The sequence below is a fragment of the Azospirillum sp. NS33 genome, from assembly GCF_059703765.1.
This window is the reverse complement of the sequence record NZ_BAAKJB010000028.1, coordinates 29,149-47,567: the sequence shown is the minus strand read 5'-3', so window position 1 is coordinate 47,567 and position 18,419 is coordinate 29,149. Positions and strand designations below refer to the sequence as shown.

Sequence of the window (18,419 nt, the reverse complement as noted above, 5' to 3'; positions counted from 1 at the left end):
GCCGGAGTCTAGCGCGTTATCCGCCGTTCTCCAGCGCCGCGATCGCCGCGGCCATGGCGACCAGCCGCCGGGCGTTCTCCACGTGCAGGTTCTCCACCAGCTTGCCGTCGACCACCACCACGCCCTTGCCCGCCGCCACCGCCTCGGCGTGGGCGTCGATGACGCGCCGGCACGCCGCCACCTCGTCGGCCCCGGGCGCGAACGCCGCGTTGCAGGCCGCGATGGTCTTGGGGTGGATCAGCGTCTTGCCGTCGAAGCCGAGCGCACGGCCCTGGGCGCACGACGCCGCGAACCCCGCGTCGTCGGCGAGGTCGAGGTGCACGCCGTCGAGGATGGCCAGCCCGTGGGCGCGCGCCGCCAGCAGGCAGAGGCCCAGCGCGGTCAGCAACGGCAGGCGGTCGGGGGTGTGGGCGGCGTGCAGATCCTTGGCCAGGTCGGAGGTGCCCATCACCAGGGCGCCCAGGCGTGGCGACGCCCCGGCGATCTCCTTGGCGTTCAGCATTCCCAGGGGCGTCTCCATCATGCACCACAGGCGCTGCTGGGCCGGCGCCCCGGCGGCGTGCAGCGCGGCCTCGGCCTGGCGCACGGCGTCGGCGCTCTCCACCTTGGGCAACAGGACCGCGTCGGCGCCGCTGGCCGCGGCCATGGCGAGGTCGTCGTAGCCCCAGGGGGTGTTGAGGGCGTTGACGCGCACCACCACCTCGCGGGCGCCGTAGCCACCGCCGGCCAGGGCCTCGCGGATCGCGGCGCGGGCGGCGGCCTTCGCGTCGGGGGCGACCGCGTCCTCCAGGTCGAGGATCAGCCCGTCGGCCGGCAGCGAGCGCCCCTTGTCCAAGGCCCGGGGGTTCGACCCCGGCATGTAGAGCACGCTGCGGCGCGGGCGGACGGTGGCGGCCATGGCGGGTCTCCGGCTGCGGTGATCGGACCGCCCCTGCTTACCCGCCGACCGCCCCGCCTGTCCACGAGGTCACGCGTCGCACCCACCCGGTGTCCGCCGGGCAGGCCCATCGGGCAGCCCCTTCAGGCAGCCCCATCAGGCAGCGCAGACGCGGGCGATGGAGCGCACCGCCCGGAACAGCGCCAGCGCCCGCCAGGCCGCCGCCCAGGTCGCCGGGTCGGCCTCCGGCCCGATGGCGGCGGGGCGTCCGGGGCGCAGCGCCAGGGGCGTCAGACAGGAGGCGCCGCCGATGCGGATGCGGTCGGCGACGAGGCCCGGGCCGCCGCTGCCGGCCCCCGCCAGCTCCGCCGGGGTCAGCGCCACCAGCGGCGCGACCGGGTCGAACGCTTCGACCGCCGCGACGATGGTGTCGGCGTGGGCCACCGCGTCGCCGAACAGGTCCACGGCGCCGTCGCTCTGCAGCACCACCGGCCCCGCCACCCGCAGCGACGTGCCGTCGTCGCGGCGCAACGTCATGCGAACGAACTCGATGGTCATCGCCGTCCCCTGTTCCGCTTTGCGCATTGGCAGCCTACGAACGGAACCGAATACTTGGGAGTCTTTTCGCGTTTCCCGGCGATTACATCAGATTTCCACGCCGACATGAAACGCCGGGGGGAGCCGCGGGGGTCTGCGCCCGGGCTGGACGGCGCGGCGCCGATCGCCTAGGCTGCGGCGCCATGCAGAGCGTCCTCTCCATCCAGTCCCATGTCGCCTACGGTTATGTGGGCAACCGCGCCGCCGTGTTCCCGCTGCAGCGGCTGGGATTCGACGTCACCGCGGTCCACACCGTGCAGTTCTCCAACCACACAGGCTACGGCGCGTGGACCGGCCAGGTGTTCACCCCGGAGCACATCGCCGACGTGGTCGACGGCATCGCCGCGCGCGGCGGGCTGGACCGCTGCGACGCCGTGCTGTCGGGATACATGGGCGAGGCGACGCTGGGCCAGGTCATCGTCGAGACGGCGGCCCGGGTGAAGGCCGCCAACCCCGGCGCCCTGTTCTGCTGCGATCCGGTCATGGGCGACGTCGGCCGCGGCTTCTTCGTCCGCCCCGGCCTGCCCGACTTCATCAAGGCGCACGCCGTGCCGGCGGCCGACGTGATCACCCCCAACCAGTTCGAGCTGGAGTTCCTGGCCGACCGTGCGGTCGCCACCCTGGAGGACGCGCTGGCCGCCACGGCGGCGCTGCGGGCCCGCGGCCCGCGGCTGGTCCTGGTCACCAGCCTGAGCCGCGCCGATGTCGGGGCCGACCGCATCGAGATGCTGGTGGACGGGCCCGAGGGCGCCTGGGCGGTGGAGACGCCCCGGCTGCCGCTGGACCCGCCCCCCAACGGCGCCGGCGACGCCACGGCGGCGCTGTTCCTGGCCCATCTGCTGAAGACCGGGGACCCGGCGGCCGCCCTGGCCGCGGCGACGGCGGCGATCTACGCCGTGTTCGAGGCCACCCTGGCGGCAGGCGAGCGCGAGCTCCAGCTGATCGCCGCGCAGGACCGGCTGGTGTCCCCGGAACGGCGGTTCGCGGCGCGCCGGGTGCGCTGAGGGCGCCCGGTCACCCCTCCGGTTCGGGAAGCGGCCGGGTCGCCACGTAGAGGGCGACGAGCGCCATCACCACGCCGGCCACCAGCGGCACCGTCGGCCCCTCGGTGGTGCGGTAGATGATCGCCCAGCTCACCGCCATGCCGCCCAGAGCGGCCAGCTTGCCGCGCAGGGGGATGGCACCGCGGTCGCGCCACTGCCGCAGGAACGGCCCGAAGCGCGGGTGATCGTAGAGCCAGCGCTCCAGCGCCGGGCTGCCCTTGGCGAAGGCCCAGGCGGCCACCAGCAGGAACGGCGTGGTCGGCAGCACCGGCAGGAACGCGCCGACCGCGCCCAGCGCCACGGCGCCATAGCCGAGCGCCAGCCACGCCCAGCGCCGCAGCCGGCCGGGGCTGCGCCGCGTTTCCTCCGCGCACCCGCTCATCCGTTCTTCTGCCATCCTCGCACCGACACCATTTTCGAATCGCGGGCCACCCGGCCGGGGTCACCGTTATGATCGGGTCACCGTTATGACCGGGTCACCGTTATGACCGGGTCACCGTTATGAAATGTGGTGATCCCCTGCGGTTTGGAAGGCGGCCTCTCTCGAACCGGACACGACGCAAGGCGGGATTGCCGCGGCGGCCGCGCGCCACACCTGATTTGCGCGTTCGATTTCCCGTCCCCACGGCCGCGGCGGAGGCTGGCACGCGATGCTGTTCGACTTCGAGCCCTCGGGCATCAACGACACCTACTTGCGCATCAGCCGCAGCGGCGTCTCCTGCATCCTGGTCCCGGCGGGCACCTGGAACGGATTGCTGCGGATGAACTATCTGGTCAGCGCGCCGACCGGCGGCGGGGAGCCGCACGCCGTGTTCCGGGCGTCCGACGTCGGCTGGGACGACGGCCGGTTCTTCTGGCGCGGACGGGCCGCTCCAGTGATCACCTCCACCGCCATGATCAACGTGCTGCTGGAGCGTGGCATGGTCGGCGACTCTGAGGTGGAGAGCCTGGTCTTCGCCGGGCCGGGCGACGGCGGCGCCGCGCGGGCCGACGAGCGGCTGATGCTGCGCGCCCTGCTGCGCGGGTGCAGCTTCACACCGGTCTACGAGGACCGGCCGACGCCCCACGCCGGCGCCCGGCCGCCGGCGGTGACGGGATTCGCCGTGCGCACCCTGTCGGGCAGCGGGGCCCACCTGGTGGGGGCCCGCGAGGGCCTGCCGGTGCTCGACGCGCCGACCCGCGCCGCGCTGCAACGCGACGCCGGCTGACCGGGCGGGGCGGCCCCCGCGCAGCAGGAGGCCGGGCCTCAGGGGGCCGGACGCCAGAAGGCCCGGCGTCAGAGGGCGTCGCCCTTGGCCAGTTCGCGGGCGCGCTGCTCGACCATGCTGTCCATGCGGTCGGCGGTCAGCTTGAGGGTGCGCGCCAGAAGAAGGACGCCGCGGGCGAGCCGCCCGAACTCGTCGCGGCGGTGGGCGAGCGGCGACAGCGCCGCCACGTCGACGGTGCCGTCGCGCACCGTCTCCGACACCTTGACCAGGGTGTCGACGGGGCGGCTGATGCGCCGCGCCAGTGCCGTCGCCGGGATCATCCCCATCGCCAGCACGGCGACCGCGACACCGCCGGCGAACATGAGCCGCTCGGTGGGGGGGACGGCGTGGATCTCCGTCGGCACGGCGATGGCCAGCACCCCTCCCAGGTCGCCCTGGGGATCGATCACCGGGGTGGCGACGAACAGGGTGTTGGCGACCCGCCGGGTGATGCCGATTCCCTCGTCCAGCACCTGGGACAGGGCCGCGCGGTCCAGCCCGGCCGCCGGATCGTGGTCGCCCAGCCCGGGGACCACCGCGGTGGCCGCCACCGCGAGGGTGCGGTCGAACATGGTGACGCCGATCAGCGGGCCGGAGGCCAGCAGCCGCCGCAGCGAGTCCTCCGTCGGGGTGCCGGTCGCCACGGAATGGGCGATCAGGCGCGCATAGGCCAGCATGTCCGTGCGCCCGTGCTCGGCCAGCGCGCGGCCGATGATCACCTCGTAGGAGGCGACGGCGGTCAGCACCGTCAAGGCGATCGCCGCCGAGGTCATGATCCAGATGCGGGCGAACAGGTTCATCGGCAGGCCCCCCGGAAGCAAGCGTCCGGCCCCGCCCCGTGGACGAACGCCGCGCCGTCCTGTATAGCCTAGCATTCGTCCTTTCCCAAGGCGGGTCCACGCTTTCACGCCCGGAGCCCATGTCGGCCCAGCCCCAGACGCTGATCTACGGTGTCGACGACCGCCCGCCGCCGCTGGTGACGCTGGCGATGGCGGTCCAGCATCTGGCGCTCGTCACCATCTTCCTGATCGTGGCGGTGACGCTGGCCCGTGCCGCCAAGGTGCCGACGGAGGTGGCCGACGGCTTCGTGTCGCTGACCATGGTCGCCGGCGGTCTCGGCGCCATCCTCCAGGCGCTGCGCCGCGGCGGCGTCGGCTCCGGCTTCCTGATCCCGCCGACGACCACGACCATCCTGCTGCCGCCGGCCCTGGTGGCGCTGCCGCTCGGCGGGCTGCCGCTGGCGCTGGGCATGACGGCGGTCGCCGGGCTGCTGGTGGTGGGGCTGTCGCGGGTGGTCCACCGTCTCCGGCCGATGCTGCCGCCCGAGATCGCCGGATTCGTGGTGCTGATGGTCGGGCTGTCGGTGATGATCCTGGCCACCCGCAACGTGCTGGGCATCGACGTGGCGGCGGCGGCGCGCGGGCCCGGCCTGCTGGTCGCCCTGATCGCGCTGACCGCGATGGTGGCGCTCAGCGTGTGGGGGGCGGCGCCACTGCGCCTCTACTGCTCGCTGATCGGGGTGGTGGTCGGCTACGCCGTGGCGATCCTGATGGGCATGCTGGGCCCCGACCAGGTGGCGCGGATCGCCGAGGCGCCGGCGTTCCGGATGCCGCCGGTGGGCGGCATGGGCCTGGCCTTCGACGCCGGACTGCTGGTGCCCTACGCCATCGCCGCCCTGGCGATGACCCTCAACACGGTGGGCGCCGTGACCGCGGCGCAGAAGGTGAACGACCCCGCCTGGAAACGGCCGGACTTCACCTCCATCAGCCGCGGCGTGCTGTCGGAGGGGCTGACCAACGTGCTGGCCGCGCTGATCGGCGGCATGGGGCAATCATCGACGTCGAGCGCGGTGGGGCTGTCGGCGGCGACCGGTGCGGCCAGCCGGGTGATCGGCTTCGCGGTCGGCGGGCTGATGATCACCCTGGCCTTCCTGCCCAAGGTCACGGCCGTCCTGCTGGTGATGCCGGTGCCGGTGGTCGGCGCGGCGCTGCTGTTCAGCGGCTGCCTGCTGGTGGTCAACGGCATCCAGATGATCGCCTCGCGCCTGCTCGATTCCCGCAAGGCCTTCGTGCTGGGCATCGGCCTCGCCTTCGGCCTGGCGCGCAGCGTCTTCCCCCAGGCCTTCGAGGACGTGCCGCACTGGCTGGCGCCCTGGGTCAGCTCGCCCATGGCCCTGGCGGTGAGCCTGGCGGTGGCGCTGAACCTGCTGTTCCGCATCGGCATCTGGCGCAAGGACAGCCTGCTGGTCGACACCGCGCAGGCGGACATGGCCGAGGTCGGCGCCTTCCTCACCCAGCAGGGCGCCGCCTGGGGTGCCCGCCCGGAGGTGGTGGCACGCGCCACCATCGCCGCCAGCGAGGTGGTGGAGAGTCTGATCGCCAACGAGCTGGTCTACGACCGGGTCGATCTGGGCCGCCATTTCCCCGGCGTGAAGGTGCCCGACGGGCTGATCGCCATCGGCACCCGGTTCGACGAGTTCCGGTTCGTCGTCAGCATCCGCTACTCCGGGACGCTGCTGGAGCCGCGCGGCGAGCGTCCGACCCAGGAGGAGATCCTGGAGAGCCCCGACGGGGTGCTTGAACTGGCGCGTTACCTGCTGTTCCGCGCCGCCGACGACGTCCGTTCGCTGCAGGAGGGAGACCTATGCACGGTCAGCCTCGTCATGAAGGATTGACGCGCCGCGCGCTGATGCGCGGCACCGCCACCGCGCTGGCGGCCGGCGGGCTGGCCGGGTGCCTGCCCGGCGGCGGCGGCATCCTGATGCTCGGCACCGCGGAGACGGAGGGCGTCTACTTCAAGGTCGGCAACGCCATCGCCTCGCTGCTCAACACCGGCCATGCCGACCACGGCGTGCGCTGCCTGCCCCAGAGCATGCCCGGATCGTCGGCCAACCTGAAATCGCTGCTGGCCGGCTCGATGGACCTGGCGCTGATCCAGGGCAACGATGTCTGGGACACCCGGGCGGCCGACCACGGCCGGCTGCGGCTGCTGGCGGCGCTGCACGTGGAAAGCCTGGTGGTGCTGGTGCGCCCGGGCATCCGCTCGCTCGACGACCTGCCGGGGCGGCGGGTGGCGCTGGGGCCGCCCGGGTCCGGGCACCGCACGGCGATGACCGCGCTGATGGAGGCGCGGGGCTGGACCCGGGACCATTTCGCCGCCGTGCACGACGACACCGTGCGCTCCTCCCTGGCCGACCAATGCCAGGACGAGATCGACGCGGTGCCGCTGATGATCGGCCACCCCGTCACCACCATCGCCGCCGCGGTCGAACGCTGCGACCTGCGGCCGTTGCCGCTGAGCGCGCAGGACCGCGCCGCGTTCGCCGGCCAGCAGCGGGGATTCGAGCCGGTCACCGTGCCGGCCGGCACCTATGGGCCGGGAACCCCGGAGCTGGTCACCGTCGGCACCCGGGTGAAGCTGGTGTGCACGACCGGGCTCGCCGACGGCATCGCGGCCCTGGTGGTGCGCACCCTGCTGGAGGGCCTCGACACCCTGCGCGGCGCCCACCCGGTGTTGGCCGGGCTGACGCCGGCGGTGCTGCGCCCGCCGGCCGACAGCCCGGTGCCGGTGCACGACGGCGCCGCCGGAGCCTACGCCGACGCCGGACTGGCCTGAACCGCCTCGACGACCAAGCCGCTGGCCGGCGCCGCCGGCATGCGCGCGAGATCGACGCGGAGATCCTGGTCGGCGGGCACGGTGTAGCGCGTGCCGGACACCAGCAGGCGCACCAGGGTCTTCAGCACGGCGATGGTGATCCATTCCCCGGGACAGCGGTGCCCCTGGGCGAAACCCCCGCCGCCCTGGGGCACCAGCGCGTGGGCGCCGATCTCGCGGCCGCGGAAGCGCTCCGGCCGGAAGGCGTCCGGGTCGTCCCAGATGCGCTCGTCGTGGTTGGTGCCGTAGAGGTCCAGCAGAACCCAGGCGCCGCTGCCGAAGGCCTCGCCGCGCCACTCGAACGGCGTGCGCACCCGTCCGCCGACCACCGGGAAGAAGGGGTAGAAGCGGCGCACCTCCTGGACGAAATGCTCCACCGCCGCGTCGCCGCCGCCGCCGTCCAGGGCCACCCGGCAGCCGGGGTGCTGGTGCAGGGCCAGGGCCGCGAAGACGCCGAACTGGGCGATCGCCACGGTCGGCCGCAGCAGGTTGAGCAGTTCCACCACCGCGACGTCGGCGTCGAGCGGCGCGCCGTCGGCACCGCGGTGCCCCACCACGGCGGCCAGCGGTGTGCCCTCCGCCGCGGGCCGGGTGCCGGCGCGCGCCGCCTCGACCACGGCGCGCACCCACCGCTCGGTGCGGCGGCGCAACAGCAGGCCGCGCCAGTTGCGCGGCCCCACCGCGCCGGCGCCGTCGATCATGGCGGCGAACTCGGCGGTGCGGCGCGGCGCCTCGGCGTCCGCGAGGGGAACGCCGACCCAGCGGCATGCCGCGCGGCACAGCACCGCCCGCATGGCGCCGAGCAGCGCGACCCGTCCGGACGCCCGCCATCCCGGCAGCGCGGCGACCCATTCCGCGGTGACGAGGTCGCACAGCCGGGCGATCTCGTCCGCCGTCATCAGGTCGAGGAACATGCGCTTGCGCACGGCATGGGCAGCGCCGTCGAGGGTCTGCACGCTGCCCCGGTCCTGGAGCGCCAGCAAGGTGGTCGTCGGCATGGCACCGGACCGGGTGAAGCGGCCGGGCACGTAGAACATGCGCGCGGCGTCCTCGCCCACCGCGCACACCACCGGCCGCAGCATGAGGCGGGTGCGGAAGGCATCGGAGCCGAGGCGGCGGCAGCGGTTGGTGACGAACCGGTAGCCTTCGGACAGCAGGGCCAGGGTGGCGTCCGGGCTTCGGTCCTGCGCAATGGCGGGCATGGCGGTTCTTCTCCGGTGGTGGCGACGACGGGCGTTGATGGGAACAACGGCCGGCGGGCGCAAAGGGCGCCACGGCCTGCGGCCGATGGTCGCAGGCCGTGGCGCCAGTGCCGGCCGTCATGCCCCGCCCGGGCCGTCCCGTGCACTCTGCCCGCATCGCCATCGACGCCGGGACCGGAGCCATGACACGCCGCCGCCGCCTTCACACCGCCGTCCTCGCCGCCACCTTCGCCGCCCTGCTGGCCACCGCCGGGCCGGCCGGCGCGGCCGACCTGACGGTCCGCCTGGACGGGGTGCGCGACGCCACCGGACAGGTCCGCGTCCTGCTGTTCGACCGCGCCGACGGCTTCCGCAAGGAGGCGGAAAGCCTTGCCGTGCGCGTGGTTCCGGCCGCGGCCGGTGCCGTCACCGTCACCTTCGCCGGGCTCCGGCCCGGCCGTTTCGCGCTGATGGCCTACCACGACGAGGACGGCGACGGCGCCCTCGACCGCTTCCTCGGGATGATCCCGACGGAGGGCTACGGCCTGTCCAACGACCCGGTCGTGACCGGGCCACCCGCCTTCGAGGACGCCGCCTTCACCCTGCCCGTGGGCGGGGCGAGCCTCGCGGTGGCCATGCGCTACTGAGGCGGCGGGCGGACGGCGGTGGGCGCGAGCCGGAACGCCGCGGTCTGGACTCTGGTGCGCTGCGGCATTACATCGAAAGGCGAACTGTCAGCCACACCTGCCATTGGGAGGTGCCCCTTGACCGCCGTCATCGTCGACCTGTCCGAGGAGCGCCTCGTCCGCCGCGCCCCGCTCCGTCCACTGCCGCTGGCCCCCGACGACCACGCGTATGTGCTGGCCTGCCTGGTCGCGGTGGAGACGAGCTTCGGCCTGCGCGCGGTGCCCGCGCTGCCGCTGAAGGCGTTGCCGGGGCGCACGCTGATGCGCCTGCTGGTGGACCTGCGGCGCACCCTCCGGCCGCGGGGGCACGCGCAGCGCACCGCGCACGGCCGCCTCACCGGCGCCATCCACCTCGTCGATGCCGCCCGCGCCTTCGCCTCGGATCGCGTCACCGCCGGCGGCGCGCGGCCCTGACGGCCGCCCCCGGCGGCCGGGCGCCGGACCGGGATCATCGCATCCGGGCGAAGTGGGCGAGCATCCGGTCGGGGTCGGGCGCCTGCCCGGTGAACAGCTGGAAAGCGCCGACCGCCTGGAACACCGCCATGCCGCCGCCCGCCATGGTGCGGCAGCCCAGCGCCCGGGCGCGGCGCAGCAACTCGGTCTCCAGCGGAAAATAGACGATGTCGGCGACCCACAGGCCGGGGCGCAGGGCCGCCACCGGCACGGCCGTCCCGGGGTATTTGGCCATGCCGAGCGGCGTCGTGTTGACCACGCCGTCGGCGTCCGCCAGCGCCGCGACCACAGCGGGCGCGAACTCGGGCGTGGATTCGGGCGCGGGCGCGAACTCGGGCGCGAACTCGGGCTCGGGCGCGGCCGGGGGGACGGCCACCGCCCGCCCGGCGCCGAAGCGCGCGCACAGCGCCGCGGCCAGACCCGCAGCGCGGTCGGCCTCGGGGTCGACGATCGTCAGCCGGCCGGTGCCCAGGGTCAGCAAGGCGTGGGCCACGGCGGCGCCGGCGCCACCGGCGCCGAACTGGACGACCCGCTCGCGCGCCGCGTCGGGCAGCTCGCGCCGGGCGCTCTCGGCGAACCCCCACCCGTCGGTGTTGTGGCCTTCGCGCCGGCCGTTGCGCAGCACCACCGTGTTGACGGCGCCCAGCGCCCGCGCCTCCGCCGACAGCTCGTCGAGCAGCGGGATCACCGCCTGCTTGCAGGGATGGGTGATGTTGAGCCCGGCGAAACCGAACCGCTCCGCCGCCGTCAGGATCTCCGGCAGCGCGGCGGCGTCGAGGCCGAGGGCGTCGAGGTCGATCAGCCGGTAGAGGCAGCGCAGCCCGAGGGCAGCGGCCTCGGCCTCGTGCAGGGCCGGGGTGCGCGAGGCCTGGATGCCGGTCCCGACCAGGCCCAGGAGGACCGAACCACGGTTGCCGACGGCGGCGGGCATGGTCATTCCTCCAGGAGGTCGCGCATCGCGCGCACCGCGACGGGGTAGCCGCGGGCGCCGAGGCCGGCGACCACGGCGGTGGCGACAGGCGACACCAGCGAGGTCCGATAGATCGGCTCGCGCCGGTGGATGTTGGAGATGTGCAGCTCGATGATCGGCCGGCCGACCATCTTCAGGGCGTCCAGCAGCGCCACCGAGGTGAAGGTGAAGGCGGCGGGGTTGATGACGACCCCGGCCCCGGCGTCGACCGCCGCGTGCACCCAGTCGATCAGCTCGTACTCGCGGTTCGACTGGAGGAAGGTCAGCGGGTGGTCCCCCGCCGCGTCGCGGCACAGCGCCTCGATCTCCGCCAGGGTGGTGCGGCCGTAGACCGCCGGCTCCCGGGTGCCGAGGCGGTTGAGGTTGGGTCCGTTGAGGACGTGGATGGGTGTGCTCATGGTCGCTTCTCGCGGGGGGTGAGGCCGGTCAGCCCTGGTAGCCGAACAGCCGCGGCAGCCAGAGGACGACGTCGGGAACGAAGGTGAGGACGGCCAGGGCGACGAGCATGGCGGCCAGGAAGGGCTGGGTGTCGCGGACGATGGCGTGGACCGGTGCGCCGGAGATGCTGCGCATGATGAACAGCAGCAGCCCGTAGGGCGGCGTGACCAGGCCGATCATGATGTTGATCACCACGACCACGCCGAAATGCACGAGGTCGATCCCCAGCGCCTGGGCCGTGGGAATGAAGACCGGAACCACCACCAGGAGGATCGCCGTGCCCTCCAGGACGCAGCCGAGGACCAGCAGCAGCACGTTGACCAGGATCAGGAATCCGGTGGGCGAGAGGTCCCAGGCGCCGAGCAGGAGGCGCACCGAGTTGGGGATGTTCTCGATGGTCACGACGTAGTTGAAGACGATCGCCCCGGCGATCAGCATGCCAATGGACACGGTGGTCCGGGCGCTCACGGCCAGCGACCGGTAGAACCCGGCCCAGCTCACGCTGCGGTAGATCACCGTGGACACCACCAGGGCGTAGGCGGCGGCGACCGCGGCGGCCTCGGTCGGGGTCATCACGCCGCCGTAGATCCCGCCCAGCAGCACCACCGGCATCATCAGCGACGGCAGCGCCCGCCAGGCGATGCCGGGCAGCGCGCGCAGCGGCACCGGCGCCTCGACGGGGAAGTTGCGGCGGCGTGCCGTCACCGCGACGATGGCCATCTGGGTCAGCGCCATCAGCAGCCCCGGCATCATCCCGGCGAGGAACAGGAACCCGATGGACGCGTCGGACACCAGGGCGTAGAGCACCATGGGGATCGACGGCGGGATGATCGGCCCGATCACCGACGACACCGCCGTCACCGCCGCGGCGTAGCTGGGGGTGTAGCGGCCGCCGCGGGTCATCATGATCTGCATCATCCGCCCGGTGCCGGCGGCGTCGGCGATGGCCGAGCCGGACATGCCGGCGAAGACGATGCTCTGCAGGATGTTGACGTGGGCGAGGCCGCCGCGGAAGCGGCCGACCAAGGCGTTGCAGAACGCCGTCAGGCGGTCGGTCATGCTGCCGATGTTCATGAACTCGGCGGCCAGGATGAACAGCGGCACGGCGAGGATGACGTAGTTGCTGTACATGCCGTTCAGCAGCTGCTCGGCCACCAGGCCCATGTCCTGGCCGGCCAGGAACAGGTAGAGGACCGATCCGCCGATCATGGCGTGGCCGATCGGCAGGCCCAGCACGGCCAGCGCCGTGATCGCGACCACGGCGACGGAGAAGGGGGTGGCGACGGTCATGCGCCGCCCGGCCCCGCGGGGCCCGCCTCGTCCCACGCCGCCGGCCGGAACAGGGCCCGCCAGCCGAGCCAGAGATGGCGCACGACCGCCGCCACGGCGAACAGGACGTAGGCCGAGAACAGCCAGTCGAAGCGGATCTTGAGATAGGTCGTCTTCTGGATCTTCATGAAGGTCACGAAATCGATCACCGCCGGCAGGGAGAGCAGGTACAGCGCCACCAGCGCCGCGGAGGTGATCACGCACATCGCCCGGCGGGTGCGCGGGCGCACGGCGCTGTAGACGATGTCGAAGCGGATCTCCTCGGCGTCGGACAGCACGACGGCCGCCCCCCACAGCACCAGCCACACCCACAAGATGGCGCTCAGCTCGTGGGTCCAGCCGGTCGGCAGGCCCAGCACGTAGCGGAACAGGATCTGCACGAGGAACGCCGCGAACATGGCGGCCAGCATGGCGGCCGCCACGTTTTCGGCGCGCCGGGCCAGCCAGGGCCCGGCCTTGCCAAACAACCCGGTCATCGGGACGGATCTCCGCCTGGGCAGTCGAGAAGGGGGCGGTCGCGACGGACCCGGGGGACGGCGCCCCCCGGGAGAGCGTCACATGGCGTTGATCCTGTCCAGCATGCCGGGCACCCAGCCGGCCGCCAGGTCCGACGCCGTGTACGTCTTCTGGGCGTGGTCGCGGAACGCGTCGACGTTCGGCGTGTAGACGGCGAGGCCCTTCTCCTTGAAGAACGCGGCCAGCTCGTCCTCGCGCGCGACGTGCTGGGCGGTGCTCCAGGCGATCGCCTCGTCGGCCGCGGCCTGGAACGCCGCCTGCTGGGCCGGCGACATGGCGTCCCAGACCGTGTTCGACACCGCCAGGAGGTCGAACGCCACGAGGTGCGAGGTCAGGGCGATCTGCTTCATGACCTCGTAGAACTTCATGTTCTGGACGTTGGGAAGCGGGTTGTCCTGGCCGTCGATCGCGCCGGTCTGCAGGCCCGTGTACACCTCCGCATAGGCCATCGGCGTGGGGTTGGCGCCGATCGCCTCGCCCAGGAACTGCCACGCCTCGCCCCCGGGCATGCGCAGCTTGATGCCGGCCATGTCGGCCGGGGTGTCGATCTTCTTGTCGACGCGCAGCCCGACCTGGCGCGACCCGTAATAGGTCGGGCCGAGGATGTGGATGCCGAGCTGCTCCGAGGCCATCGCCTTCAGCTCCCGCCCGACCTCGCTGTCGAAGACCGTCTTCAGATGGCCGGCGTCGCGGAACAGGTAGGCCGAGGTGACGATGGACCAGGCGGGAATCTGCTTCGAGACGTCCTGGGGCGCGATGTTCCCCATCTCCAGGTTGCCGCGCTGCATGGCCACCAGCTCGGTGCCCTGCTTGAACAGCGTGCCGCCGAGATAGGGCTGAACGGTGAAGTCCGTTTTCACCGCGTCGGCGAACCGCTTCATCATCTCGGCGCGGATGTCCTGCTCGGAGAACACGGCGGAGAAGCGCAGGGTCTGCGGATCCTGGGCCGCGGCGATGCCGCCGCCACCCCAGGCCATGAGGGCCACGCCGGCGGCCAGGGCGACGCGTCGTGTAACGGTGAGCATGAGTGTCTCCTCCTCGGGGGTGGGCGCAGTGGGGCTGCGTCTTGACGGGCACTATCCCCTCGGATGGTTGGCCGATCAATAGCTATTTGCTGAATCACATGACATTCCGCACTTGATCCTATACGATGCCCGCCGGGCCGACGGGCGTGCCCGCCGCGGACGGCGGCGGCACCCGGCGCCCACCCGAGAGCAGGATGGGACCTTCCATGAGCGTCACGCTTCTGGCGCCGTCGATCGCCGACCGGACCTACGAGCGGATCCGCACCGACATCATCTTCGACCGCCTGGGGCCGGGGGCGAGGCTGCGGCTCGACCGTCTGGCCAGCGCGTACGGCACCAGCGTCAGCACACTGCGCGAGGTGCTGAGCCGCCTCTCCTCGGAGGGGCTGGTGCACGCCGAGGGGCAGCGCGGCTTCCAGGTGGCGCCGGTGTCGCCCGACGGGTTTCGCGACGTCGCGGCGATGCGCCTGCTGCTGGAAACCCACGCCCTGCCCCGCTCCTTCGCCGCCGGCGACCTGGAGTGGGAGAGCCGCGTGGTCGCCGCCCACCACAAGCTCAAGGTGCTGGAGCGGCGCATGCTGGCCGGCGACCGCGCGGACACGGAGCTGTGGAAGCGCTACGACCGGGAGTTCCACCAGGCGCTGATCGGCGCCTGCGGCTCGCAGACCCTTGTCGACCTGTTCGGCGGCGTGTTCGACCAGTACCTGCGTTACCAGATGGTGGCGGTGATGTTCCGCGGCGCCGTCGCCGCCCGGGAGCACCAGGAGCTCCTGGACTGCGCGCTGGCGCACGATGCGGAGGGTGCCTGCGCCGTGCTGACGGGCCACGTCGAGGGCTGCGTCACGCACATGGTGGAGAGCGGCGGCCTGCCCGCCAGCGCCACCGCCAGCCCCACCGGGCGCGGGGGCGGCGCGCCGCTGCCGGGGTCCCTGCCCGCGAGCGTGGGCGAGAGCGCCTACCGCCGCATCCGGGCCGACATCGTGTTCGGCCGCCTGCCACCCGGCGGCAAGCTGAAGCTGGACGCGCTGAAGGCCGAGTACGGTGCCAGCGTCAGCACCCTGCGCGAGATCCTCAACCGCCTGTCGTCGGAGCGGCTGGTGGTGGCCGAGGGGCAGCGCGGCTTCGAGGTGGCGCCGGTGTCGATCGCCAACCTGCGGGAGATCGCCGACCTGCGCCTGCTGCTTGAATGCCAGGCGCTGGAGCGCTCGTTCCACGCCGGCGACATGGACTGGGAGAGCCGCGTCGTCGCCGCCCACCACCGGCTGGCCCGCATGGAGCAGCGCATGGCCGCCGACGACCGCGGCGCCACCGGCGACTGGAAGCACTGCGACTGGCAGTTCCACCAGGCCCTGATCTCCGCCTGCGGGTCGCGGATGCTGATCGACGCCCACGCCGCGGTCTTCGACAAGTACCTGCGCTACCAGATGATCGCGCTCAGCTACCGCGGCGCCATCGCCGCCGACGAGCACGCCGCCCTGATGGACAGCGCCCTGGCCCGCGACGCCGGCCGCGCCTGCGACGTGCTGCGCCGCCACGTCGCCGGCGGGGTCGAGCACGCCCTGGCCACCGGCACCATACGCTGACGCACCCCATCATCCGATGCGACCGGCCGCCACCGGAACGGGAGAGACACCACCATGCGCACCGCCATCGCCACCGTGTGCCTGAGCGGCACCCTCGCCGAGAAGATCGAGGCGATCGCCGCGGCGCGGTTCACCGGCGTGGAGATCTTCGAGAACGACCTGCTGTCCTTCAACGGCACCCCGGCCGAGGCACGGCGGATGATCGAGGGGCTGGGGCTGGAGACCATCACCTTCCAGCCCTTCCGCGACTTCGAGGGCATGCCCGAGCCGCAGCGCGCCAAGGTCTTCGCCCGCGCCGAGCGCAAGTTCGACGTGATGCAGGAGCTCGGCTGCGACCTCCTCATGGTGTGCAGCAACGTCTCCCCGGACTCGCTGGGCGGCATCGACCGGGCCGCCGCCGACCTGTGCGAGCTGGGCGAGCGCGCCGCCCGGCGCGGCCTGCGCGTCGCCTTCGAGGCGCTGGCCTGGGGCCGGCACATCCACGACTACCGCGACGCCTGGGAGGTCGTGCGCCGGGCCGACCACCCGGCGGTCGGGCTGGTGCTCGATTCCTTCCACGTCCTGGCCCGCGGCACCGACCTGTCGGCGATCCGCGCCATCCCGGCCGACCGCATCTTCCTGGTGCAGATGGCCGACGCGCCGCGCCTGGACATGGACTTCCTGTCGTGGAGCCGGCATTGGCGCTGTTTCCCCGGCCAGGGCGAGCTGCCGGTCGACGATTTCATGACCGCACTCCAGGCCACCGGCTTCGACGGGCGGCTGTCCCTGGAGATCTTCAACGACCGCTTCCGCGCCGGCTCGGCCCGGGGCGTGGCGGTGGACGGCCAGCGCGCGCTGGTCGCCATGCTCGACGGGCTGCGCCGGCGCACCGGCGTGCCCGTCGCCGGGCTGCCCCCGCTGCCGGCCAAGGCGCGCTGCACCGGGGTGCAGTTCCTGGAGTTCGCGGTGGACGAGCCCGGCGCACCGGCCCTCGAGCGGACCCTGCGCGGCCTCGGCTTCCGCAAGGCCGGGGTGCACCGCTCCAAGGCGGTGACCCGGTGGCGCCAGGGCGCCATCAACATCGTCGTCAACGCCGAGTCCGACGGCTTCGCCCACGCCTTCCGCATCACCCACGGCACCTCGGTGTGCGCCATGGCGCTGGACGTGGACGACGCCACCGGAACCGTCGACCGCGCCCTGGCGCTGCTCGACCAGCCCTTCCACGGCGCGGTCGGCCCGGGGGAGCTGGACATCCCGGCGGTGCGCGGCCTCGGCGGCAGCCTGCTCTATTTCGTCGACCGGACGAGCGGGCTGGACCGGCTGTGGGACGTGGACTTCGCGCCGGTGGACGAGCCCGGCCCCCCGGGGGCCGGCCTGACGGCGGTGGACCACGTGTCGCAGTCCATGCAGTACGAGGAGATGCTGAGCTGGCTGCTCTTCTACACCTCGCTGCTGGAGGTGCGCACCACGCCCACCCAGGCGGTGATCGACCCCGGCGGGGTGGTGCAGAGCCAGGCGGTCGAAACCGCCGACGGCGCGCTGCGCCTCATCCTCAACGCCTCGCAGAGCCGGCAGACCCTGGCGTCGCGCTTCCTCACCGAGTTCTTCGGGTCGGGGGTGCAGCACGTGGCCTTCGCCACCGACGACATCGTCGCGACGGTGGAGCGGCTGGCCGCGGCCGGCGTCGCCCTGCTGGCCATCCCGGAGAACTACTACGACGACCTCGAGGTGCGGGCCGACCTGCCCGCCGAGGAGCTGGCCCGCCTGCGCGCCGGCAACATCCTTTACGACGCCCAGGGCCCGGGCGCCTATTACCACGCCTACACGGCGACCCTGGAGGGCGGCTTCTTCTTCGAGATCGTGCAGCGCCGCGGCTACGACGGCTACGGCGCGGTCAACGCGCCGATCCGCCTCGCCGCCCAGACCCGCACCGCCCCGCCGCCGGCCGTCCCCTGACGGAGGGGTCGGGACGGCCAATGCGAAACGCCCCCGACAGACCCGGTGCGGTTCAGTTCCTGCTTGCCGCCTGATCACAAAAACGCGAAGAGCCCACAATCGTTGGCACGTTCCGTTCCGCCGTTGCAGTTGGCGAAGGAACTTGCTTATGTCAGTCCGCGTGTTCGCGGGCGGCAAGCAAGCGCGGCCTTTGAAGACGATCCGGCGGAAAGCCGCCGAAAGACGCGCAAAGAAGAGGAGCGGTTTTCTCAATGGCATTTGTACGCATCGGAAGCGCCTGGCGGGCTGCGGTTTTGGCGACTGCGCTGTCTGCCGGCTTTGCCACCGGCTGCGCGCCGGTTGCCGTGTTTCCCAGCGAAGACGCCCCCACGATTACCGGAAACCCGGCGGAGAGCTACCCGCTCGAGCCCGGCAACCGGGTGCGCATCATCGTGTTCAACGAACAGAGCCTGTCCGGCGATTTCACCGTCGATCCGCTGGGCAACATTGCGCTGCCGCTGGTCGGCAACATTCCCGCCAGCGGCATCACCGCCAAGGGGCTGTCCAACCGCATCGAGGAAACCCTGATACGGGACGCCTATCTGAACGACCCACGCGTTGCCGTCGAGATCCAGACCTTCCGCCCCTTCTACGTGCTGGGCGAGGTCCGGGGGCCGGGCGAGTTCCCCTATATGACGGGAATGACCGTGCTGAGCGCCATCGCAAAGGCCGGCGGCTACGATTACCGCGCCCGCCAGGGGGAAGTCGTGCTGGTGCGCACGCTCGAGGGCGGTCAGAAGGATTACCGAGCGGTCGAGCGCACGCCCATCCTGCCCGGCGACATCATCAAGGTCCTGGAGCGACGTTTCTGATCGCCACCGGCCGCGCCTCCCCGCGGCCCGCCCG

The 18,419-nt window shown here is 72.7% G+C and carries 19 protein-coding genes; 9 read left to right on the top strand and 10 right to left on the bottom strand.

Features of this window, described 5'->3' with window-relative positions:
* Nucleotides 1-16: 16 nt before the first annotated feature.
* Together AC6H2I_RS22200 and AC6H2I_RS22195 are read right to left on the bottom strand one after the other, a co-directional pair.
* Complete coding sequence (locus AC6H2I_RS22200; RefSeq protein WP_497502901.1) at nt 17-898, bottom strand: HpcH/HpaI aldolase/citrate lyase family protein; 882 nt, start codon at nt 896-898, stop codon at nt 17-19.
* A gap of 135 nt (nt 899-1,033) precedes the next feature.
* Nucleotides 1,034-1,435, bottom strand: a complete 402-nt coding sequence (locus AC6H2I_RS22195; protein WP_497502900.1) for a hypothetical protein — start codon at nt 1,433-1,435, stop codon at nt 1,034-1,036.
* A 182-nt stretch (nt 1,436-1,617) separates the two neighbouring features.
* On the opposite strand from AC6H2I_RS22195, the gene pdxY reads away from it, so the two are divergent.
* Nucleotides 1,618-2,478 (top strand): pyridoxal kinase PdxY, encoded by an 861-nt coding sequence (gene pdxY, locus AC6H2I_RS22190; protein ID WP_497502899.1) that lies wholly within the window; start codon nt 1,618-1,620, stop codon nt 2,476-2,478.
* A gap of 10 nt (nt 2,479-2,488) precedes the next feature.
* Here the strand turns inward: pdxY and AC6H2I_RS22185 are convergent, their stop codons facing one another.
* The gene (locus AC6H2I_RS22185; RefSeq protein WP_497502898.1) at nt 2,489-2,899 is read right to left on the bottom strand and encodes a YbaN family protein; all 411 of its coding nucleotides are present in this window, start codon (nt 2,897-2,899) and stop codon (nt 2,489-2,491) included.
* Nucleotides 2,900-3,167: 268 nt separating this feature from the next.
* On the opposite strand from AC6H2I_RS22185, the gene AC6H2I_RS22180 reads away from it, so the two are divergent.
* Nucleotides 3,168-3,725 (top strand): hypothetical protein, encoded by a 558-nt coding sequence (locus tag AC6H2I_RS22180; RefSeq protein WP_497502897.1) that lies wholly within the window; start codon nt 3,168-3,170, stop codon nt 3,723-3,725.
* Nucleotides 3,726-3,793: 68 nt separating this feature from the next.
* On the opposite strand, the gene AC6H2I_RS22175 is transcribed toward AC6H2I_RS22180, so the two are convergent.
* Nucleotides 3,794-4,564, bottom strand: coding sequence for a HAMP domain-containing protein (locus AC6H2I_RS22175; RefSeq protein WP_497502896.1), 771 nt, complete (start codon nt 4,562-4,564; stop codon nt 3,794-3,796).
* Nucleotides 4,565-4,683: 119 nt separating this feature from the next.
* Here AC6H2I_RS22175 and AC6H2I_RS22170 point away from each other — a divergent pair, with 119 nt between their 5' ends.
* Entirely contained in the window at nt 4,684-6,438 is a 1,755-nt protein-coding gene (locus AC6H2I_RS22170; protein WP_497502895.1) for a uracil-xanthine permease family protein, read from the top strand.
* Nucleotides 6,435-7,379, top strand: a complete 945-nt coding sequence (locus AC6H2I_RS22165; RefSeq protein WP_497502894.1) for a TAXI family TRAP transporter solute-binding subunit — start codon at nt 6,435-6,437, stop codon at nt 7,377-7,379. Before AC6H2I_RS22170 ends, AC6H2I_RS22165 begins: the two co-directional genes overlap by 4 nt.
* Here AC6H2I_RS22165 and AC6H2I_RS22160 read toward each other — a convergent pair.
* Nucleotides 7,355-8,620 carry a cytochrome P450 gene (locus tag AC6H2I_RS22160; protein ID WP_497502893.1) on the bottom strand — a complete coding sequence of 422 codons (1,266 nt, stop codon included), beginning with the start codon at nt 8,618-8,620 and terminating at the stop codon, nt 7,355-7,357. The two genes, AC6H2I_RS22165 and AC6H2I_RS22160, sit on opposite strands and share 25 nt — an antisense overlap.
* Before the next feature lie 182 nt (nt 8,621-8,802).
* On the opposite strand from AC6H2I_RS22160, the gene AC6H2I_RS22155 reads away from it, so the two are divergent.
* Nucleotides 8,803-9,246 (top strand): DUF2141 domain-containing protein, encoded by a 444-nt coding sequence (locus AC6H2I_RS22155; protein WP_497502892.1) that lies wholly within the window; start codon nt 8,803-8,805, stop codon nt 9,244-9,246.
* A 117-nt stretch (nt 9,247-9,363) separates the two neighbouring features.
* Nucleotides 9,364-9,699 carry a hypothetical protein gene (locus AC6H2I_RS22150; protein ID WP_497502891.1) on the top strand — a complete coding sequence of 112 codons (336 nt, stop codon included), beginning with the start codon at nt 9,364-9,366 and terminating at the stop codon, nt 9,697-9,699.
* A 34-nt stretch (nt 9,700-9,733) separates the two neighbouring features.
* Here the strand turns inward: AC6H2I_RS22150 and AC6H2I_RS22145 are convergent, their stop codons facing one another.
* The 5 genes from AC6H2I_RS22145 to dctP all read right to left on the bottom strand — a co-directional run bounded on the left by AC6H2I_RS22145 (nt 9,734) and on the right by dctP (nt 14,016).
* Nucleotides 9,734-10,669 carry a shikimate dehydrogenase gene (locus AC6H2I_RS22145; protein ID WP_497502890.1) on the bottom strand — a complete coding sequence of 312 codons (936 nt, stop codon included), beginning with the start codon at nt 10,667-10,669 and terminating at the stop codon, nt 9,734-9,736.
* A gap of 2 nt (nt 10,670-10,671) precedes the next feature.
* A complete protein-coding gene (locus AC6H2I_RS22140; RefSeq protein ID WP_497502889.1) occupies nt 10,672-11,106 on the bottom strand; it encodes a type II 3-dehydroquinate dehydratase in 435 nt (144 codons plus the stop codon).
* A gap of 28 nt (nt 11,107-11,134) precedes the next feature.
* The gene (locus AC6H2I_RS22135) at nt 11,135-12,436 is read right to left on the bottom strand and encodes a TRAP transporter large permease (RefSeq protein WP_497502888.1); all 1,302 of its coding nucleotides are present in this window, start codon (nt 12,434-12,436) and stop codon (nt 11,135-11,137) included.
* Nucleotides 12,433-12,951: a TRAP transporter small permease gene (locus tag AC6H2I_RS22130; RefSeq protein ID WP_497502887.1), complete on the bottom strand. Its 519-nt coding sequence runs from the start codon at nt 12,949-12,951 to the stop codon at nt 12,433-12,435. The genes AC6H2I_RS22135 and AC6H2I_RS22130 overlap by 4 nt, the downstream gene beginning before the upstream one ends.
* 78 nt (nt 12,952-13,029) lie before the next feature.
* Nucleotides 13,030-14,016: a TRAP transporter substrate-binding protein DctP gene (gene dctP, locus AC6H2I_RS22125; RefSeq protein WP_497502886.1), complete on the bottom strand. Its 987-nt coding sequence runs from the start codon at nt 14,014-14,016 to the stop codon at nt 13,030-13,032.
* A gap of 206 nt (nt 14,017-14,222) precedes the next feature.
* Between dctP and AC6H2I_RS22120 the strand changes: the two genes are divergently transcribed.
* The 3 genes from AC6H2I_RS22120 to AC6H2I_RS22110 all read left to right on the top strand — a co-directional run bounded on the left by AC6H2I_RS22120 (nt 14,223) and on the right by AC6H2I_RS22110 (nt 18,385).
* Nucleotides 14,223-15,599, top strand: a complete 1,377-nt coding sequence (locus AC6H2I_RS22120; RefSeq protein WP_497502885.1) for a GntR family transcriptional regulator — start codon at nt 14,223-14,225, stop codon at nt 15,597-15,599.
* Nucleotides 15,600-15,653: 54 nt separating this feature from the next.
* Nucleotides 15,654-17,534 carry a bifunctional sugar phosphate isomerase/epimerase/4-hydroxyphenylpyruvate dioxygenase family protein gene (locus AC6H2I_RS22115; protein WP_497502884.1) on the top strand — a complete coding sequence of 627 codons (1,881 nt, stop codon included), beginning with the start codon at nt 15,654-15,656 and terminating at the stop codon, nt 17,532-17,534.
* Between the two features lie 251 nt (nt 17,535-17,785).
* Nucleotides 17,786-18,385: a polysaccharide biosynthesis/export family protein gene (locus tag AC6H2I_RS22110; RefSeq protein WP_497502883.1), complete on the top strand. Its 600-nt coding sequence runs from the start codon at nt 17,786-17,788 to the stop codon at nt 18,383-18,385.
* Nucleotides 18,386-18,419 lie beyond the last annotated feature (34 nt).